Source organism: Acholeplasma equifetale ATCC 29724 (assembly GCF_000687735.1).
Lineage (GTDB): Bacteria > Bacillota_I > Bacilli_A > Acholeplasmatales > Acholeplasmataceae > Acholeplasma > Acholeplasma equifetale.
The window spans coordinates 1-5,121 of record NZ_JHXL01000019.1; the positions used below are offsets into that span (position 1 = coordinate 1).

At 30.6% G+C, this 5,121-nt stretch carries 8 protein-coding genes; 3 read left to right on the top strand and 5 right to left on the bottom strand.

What is annotated here, in order from left to right:
• The coding region (locus T434_RS07300) for a transposase (protein WP_035358590.1) at window positions 1-180 on the top strand (180 nt) is incomplete at its 5' end.
• Window positions 181-282: 102 nt separating this feature from the next.
• Here T434_RS07300 and T434_RS0106050 read toward each other — a convergent pair.
• Genes T434_RS0106050 through fusA form a run of 4 tightly spaced genes read right to left on the bottom strand, consistent with a single transcriptional unit; the run spans window position 283 to window position 3,679 of the window.
• Window positions 283-582, bottom strand: coding sequence for a hypothetical protein (locus T434_RS0106050; protein WP_026400304.1), 300 nt, complete (start codon window positions 580-582; stop codon window positions 283-285).
• 58 nt (window positions 583-640) lie between these two features.
• Entirely contained in the window at window positions 641-1,219 is a 579-nt protein-coding gene (hpf, locus tag T434_RS0106055) for a ribosome hibernation-promoting factor, HPF/YfiA family (protein ID WP_026400305.1), read from the bottom strand.
• Window positions 1,216-1,584: a hypothetical protein gene (locus T434_RS0106060; RefSeq protein ID WP_162150796.1), complete on the bottom strand. Its 369-nt coding sequence runs from the start codon at window positions 1,582-1,584 to the stop codon at window positions 1,216-1,218. Before T434_RS0106060 ends, hpf begins: the two co-directional genes overlap by 4 nt.
• A 40-nt stretch (window positions 1,585-1,624) precedes the next feature.
• Complete coding sequence (fusA, locus tag T434_RS0106065) at window positions 1,625-3,679, bottom strand: elongation factor G (RefSeq protein WP_026400307.1); 2,055 nt, start codon at window positions 3,677-3,679, stop codon at window positions 1,625-1,627.
• Window positions 3,680-3,843: 164 nt separating this feature from the next.
• On the opposite strand from fusA, the gene yidD reads away from it, so the two are divergent.
• Together yidD and T434_RS0106075 are read left to right on the top strand one after the other, a co-directional pair.
• Complete coding sequence (gene yidD, locus T434_RS07305; RefSeq protein WP_035358592.1) at window positions 3,844-4,113, top strand: membrane protein insertion efficiency factor YidD; 270 nt, start codon at window positions 3,844-3,846, stop codon at window positions 4,111-4,113.
• Between the two features lie 7 nt (window positions 4,114-4,120).
• A complete protein-coding gene (locus T434_RS0106075; RefSeq protein WP_162150797.1) occupies window positions 4,121-4,864 on the top strand; it encodes an alpha/beta hydrolase in 744 nt (247 codons plus the stop codon).
• A gap of 102 nt (window positions 4,865-4,966) precedes the next feature.
• On the opposite strand, the gene T434_RS08100 is transcribed toward T434_RS0106075, so the two are convergent.
• Window positions 4,967-5,104 carry a transposase gene (locus tag T434_RS08100; protein WP_342668039.1) on the bottom strand — a complete coding sequence of 46 codons (138 nt, stop codon included), beginning with the start codon at window positions 5,102-5,104 and terminating at the stop codon, window positions 4,967-4,969.
• Window positions 5,105-5,121: the final 17 nt, after the last annotated feature.

Genomic DNA, 5,121 nt, shown 5'->3' on the forward strand with positions numbered 1-5,121 from the left:
GTAGAGATTAAAAACTCGTTTATTATGTCTAGAGGTAGGCGTATATCTAATGGACCTATTGAATCTACAAACTCTAAAATAAAGACTATTATCAAAGCCTCTAATGGGATTAGAGACTTTAGAAGATTAAGAAACAAAATTATGTATTCTATCAACAAAGATACACCACTTAAAAACTAAAAATAATTATAGATTTATCGTTACAGTAAACAAAAAATGGAGGTACCTCCACATCTGTTATAGGTGTGGTGTACCTCCATATATGTTATAGGTCGATATGGATTAAACCTCCATATTAGTTATAGGACCTTTTTTTATTTCTTGATATTTAAAATAATCTTTATAAAAGCGACGAAAGTCTTCAATATTATGTTTTCTAATACCTGCTTCAAAAAATCGAAATGTCCGATTAAAATGGTCAACTTCTAAAAACTTTTTTGAATCATTAAGATAAAACACTTCTCTATATTGTGTAGCATAGCGTGTCCAATTATCTAATGTTATTTGTTCATTTGCAGATAATTCTTGACTACATAAATGCCATATACGAGAATTTTTAATTTGATACTTTAATCGCTCCATAATTATCAATCCCTTAATTTGATATTGTATCACATATCAAATCAAAGGTATGCATCAATTATTCAGATTCACTGTGTAATGCTGAAACATCTGGTGATGCTTCAATTACTGCATAGTCGCCATCTTCACGTTTATATACGATATGAGGATAGTTTTTATCTTTATCAATGAAAATGAAGAAATCATGTCCACTCATTTCCATTTGAAGAATTGCTTCATCAACTGACATTGGTTGAATCTTAATTTTCTTAGATTTAACTAAGTTAGATGCCTTTATTTCTTTATCCATAGCTTCAACATCAAATTCTTTAGTAAATACTTGTGTTTTACCAGACTTTTCAAAATGACGTCTAATCTTAGATTTATGTTTGCGAATCTGTTGAGATAACTTATCGACTGTTTTATCGATTGCTGCATACATATCAGGATCTTTAACTTCACTTCTTAAAATGATATATGGTGCAGGAATTGTAACTTCGACTTTTGAGTAATCTTTGTATACAGATAATGCAACTCTTACGACATCAATTGTTCCTTTTTCAAATATGTTAACGATTTTATTAACTTTCTTTTCAACATACTTTTTTATTGCATCAGTAGGGACAAAGCCATTTTTGCCAGTGATTTCGTATCTCATAAATATAATTCCTCCTTAAATTTATTTGTTAATATAATGAGATGGCCAACATTTAATTCATCTAATATTTTTATAAATTCAATATCTAATGTTTCAACATAAATCATATCAATTGATAAGTTTAACTCTAAATATGCTAGAACATATGGTGCAAAATAATCTAGATACTCATCAAAATCCTTGGGTTCTGTTGTTAATCTTTCAATAATATGAAGTAATCCCCCTTGAATTGGAATTACAAAGTAGGGGAATGCTTGTTTTACTTTTTTAAAACATGCTCTGCAAACTCTTGGTTCATAAGTTTGAAAAAAGTTTTTAAAACTCACCTTCATATGTATTTTATTTTTACATTGACTACAAATCATATAAACACCTCTATATGATAGTAGTCGCTTTAAGATCTAATTACTTTTTATATTGTTCAATGATTTTGGGAATAATATGTTGTGGAACTTCTTCATAACGAGCAAATTCACGTTCAAAGCGTCCAGAACCTTGTGTCATAGCTTTTAAATCGATTGCATAGTTAACAATTTCTGCTTCTGGTGCTTCTGCTGAAATCACTGTTAAACCATCAATTTGTTCCATACCAAGAATACGTCCACGACGTTTATTCATATCACCCATGACATCACCAACAAAGGCATCCTTCACTTTTATTTTCAATGATAGAATTGGTTCTAAAATCGTTGGTTGAATTTTATCTAGTGCATCTTTAAATGCTAAATCAGCAGCTAATACGAATGAAATTTCATTTGAGTCAACATCATGATATGATCCATCATAGAGCGTAGCTTTTACGTTAATAACTGGGAATCCTGCTAAAGGACCTTTTTCAAAGGTACGAATTAAGCCTTTTTCAACGGCTGGAAAATATCCTTTAGGCACTGCTCCACCAACAACTTCTTGTGCAAAGACAAATGGTTCTTCTGTTGGTTCAAAACGAATATAAACTTCACCATATTGACCTGCACCACCTGATTGTTTCTTATGTTTGCCATGGCCATCGCCTTTTTTCTTAATTGTTTCACGATATACAATTTTTTGTTCTTGGAACTCAACTTGAACTTTAAATAAATTTTTCATACGGTCAATAATATAGTTAATATGAGATAATCCATATCCACCAATAAGTAGTTGACCAGTTTCTTTATTTCTTCTAAGATCAAATGATGGGTCTTCTGTATTAAGCTTGGTCATTGCCATTGAAATTTTATCTTCATCGTTTTTATCTAATGGTTGAATTGCTTTATATATGACTGGTGTTGGAAGTATAACTTTATTAAATTGAATTTTAAATTTTGGGTCACATAAAGTGTCGCCAGTTTTTAATGAATCGAGTTTTGTGGTTACTACTATATCACCTGCGTGTGCCATTGTTATAGGTATTTGATCTTTGCCTATTAAAGTCATTAATGCGTTGATTTTTAATGTTTCTTTTACATTCGGATGATACACTTCATCTCCAAGTTTTAATGTTCCTGAATTAATTTTTATAAATGAAATCGTACCTACAAATGGGTCAACCATCGTCTTAAATACAAATCCACTAAATGGTGCTTCATCAATTGTTTTAACACTAATAGAAGTGCCATCTTCTTTTTGTGCTTCAATTTCTTTTAATTCATCTGGTGAAGGTGAGAAATCAATGAGCATCTTAAGCATTGTTTCAACACCAATATTTTTAATAACCGAACCTACTAAAACAGGTGTTAATTCACCATGAATGACATTATCATGTAGTGCTTTTTTAACTTCTTCCATACTTATCTTTTCACCAGCTAAATACTTATCTAGAAGTTCTTCACTTGTTTCTGCAACACTTTCCATAATCATTTCGTTAAGTTGAGCGACTTTAGGCATTTTTTCTTCCCAAATTTCTGCATCAACACATTCAACGCCATTATAGATTCGAGCTTTCATTTCAACAACATTTACGAATCCTTCAAAATCTTCTTTTCGTCCGATTGGATAAGTAAATGGAACAGCTCTTTTACCTAATTTTTCACGAATTTGTTCTAATAACTTTTCATAATCAATGTTTTCTTTATCCATTTTATTAATGAATAAAACTGCAGGTATATGTCGTTTACGAATTTCTTGCCATACAAGTTCCGTTCCAACTTCAACACCTTTGGTCGCATCAATTAAAATGACTGCTCCCTTAACTACTTCAAGTGCATGGTACAACTCACCGACTAATTCGTCGTTACCAGGCACATCTAAAAAGTTAAGTTTGCAGTCACCATATTCAATCGGTATTAAACTTGTTTGCATAGAAGAACCTCTTACATGTTCTTCCACTAAGAAATCAGACTTTGTAGATTTCTTCTCTACTTCCCCTTTTTTGCTTAAAACCCCCGAAACATACAACAGACTCTCAGTCAGTGATGTTTTACCAGAACCTTGATGTCCGAGTAGTGCGATGTTTCGAAGGGCTTGTGTTTTGTATTCCTTCATAGAGTTCCTCCTTAAATTGTATGCGTTTACATTGTAATTTTATTATAACATATATATGAATTTTGATAAATATATGTATCTCATTTTTTTCAATATTCTTTTCATATGTTATAAAATATACTTTATTTTATACCATAACAACGCTTTTCATGTATAATGAAAATATGAAAAAATTAGCTATCAAACTTATCAAATGGTATCAACGTCGTATCAGTCCAATTAAGCAAACAAAATGTAGACATTATCCTACATGTAGTAATTATGCAGTTGAAGCTTATGAAACTCATAACTTTTTTTATGCTACCTATTTAACAACTAAACGCGTTATTTCATGTAATCCACTTGTTAAACCTAAATATGACCCCGTTCCACCAAGAAAGGTAAAAAAACATGGTAAAGACATTCAAAATATCAAGCAAGATACTAAAAACTAAAAAAAATTTGCGTATTTTCATTCCTAATCAATATCGTGGTGAAGCACGCGTTTTATATATGCATGACGGACAAAACTTATTTGATCGAGATTCAAGTTATTCACATGAAATATGGGATATGGCTGTACAAACACAACGATTAATTGATGCTGGTTTAATTGAACCTTTATTGATTGTTGGTATTGATCATGGTAAATATCGTCTAGATGAATATGCTCCATTTGATAATAAAAAGATTTATGAAACTTTAAAAATCGATCATGTTGAACCCTTTGGAAACTTATATATGTCTTTTATTGTAAATGAACTTATGCCATTTATTGAAAAAAAGTTTAAATTCAAACATGTAAAACATAATACGTATATGGCCGGTTCTTCAATGGGTGGTTTAATATCACTTTATGGTGGTTTATCTTATAACAATGTATTTGGTGGTTTAGGTATTTTCTCACCTTCTAGTTGGTGGAATCCGTTAGGATTAGAAGCTTTACTTAAAGTTAAATTCCCTAGTTTTGATCAAAAATATTTTGTAGTATGTGGAGAAAATGAAGCAGGAACTAATAATCCTAAAGATAATCAAAAATATGTTAAAACTATAAAGATAATCAAAAAATATTTAAAACCGCAAGTTAAAAATCTATATTATGAGACATATGAAGGTGCAAAACATAATGAAGCATTTTGGGCCAGTTTAGTCCCTTCATTCTTACTTTATATAAATAAAGGTCCTATAACTAATATGGAGGTTTAATCCATATCGACCTATAACATATATGGAGGTACACCACACCTATAACAGATGTGGAGGTACCTCCATTTTTTGTTTACTGTAACGATAAATCTATAATTATTTTTAGTTTTTAAGTGGTGTATCTTTGTTGATAGAATACATAATTTTGTTTCTTAATCTTCTAAAGTCTCTAATCCCATTAGAGGCTTTGATAAGAGTTTTTATTTTAGAGTTTGTAGATTCAATAGGTCCATTAGATATACGTCTGCCTCTAGAAG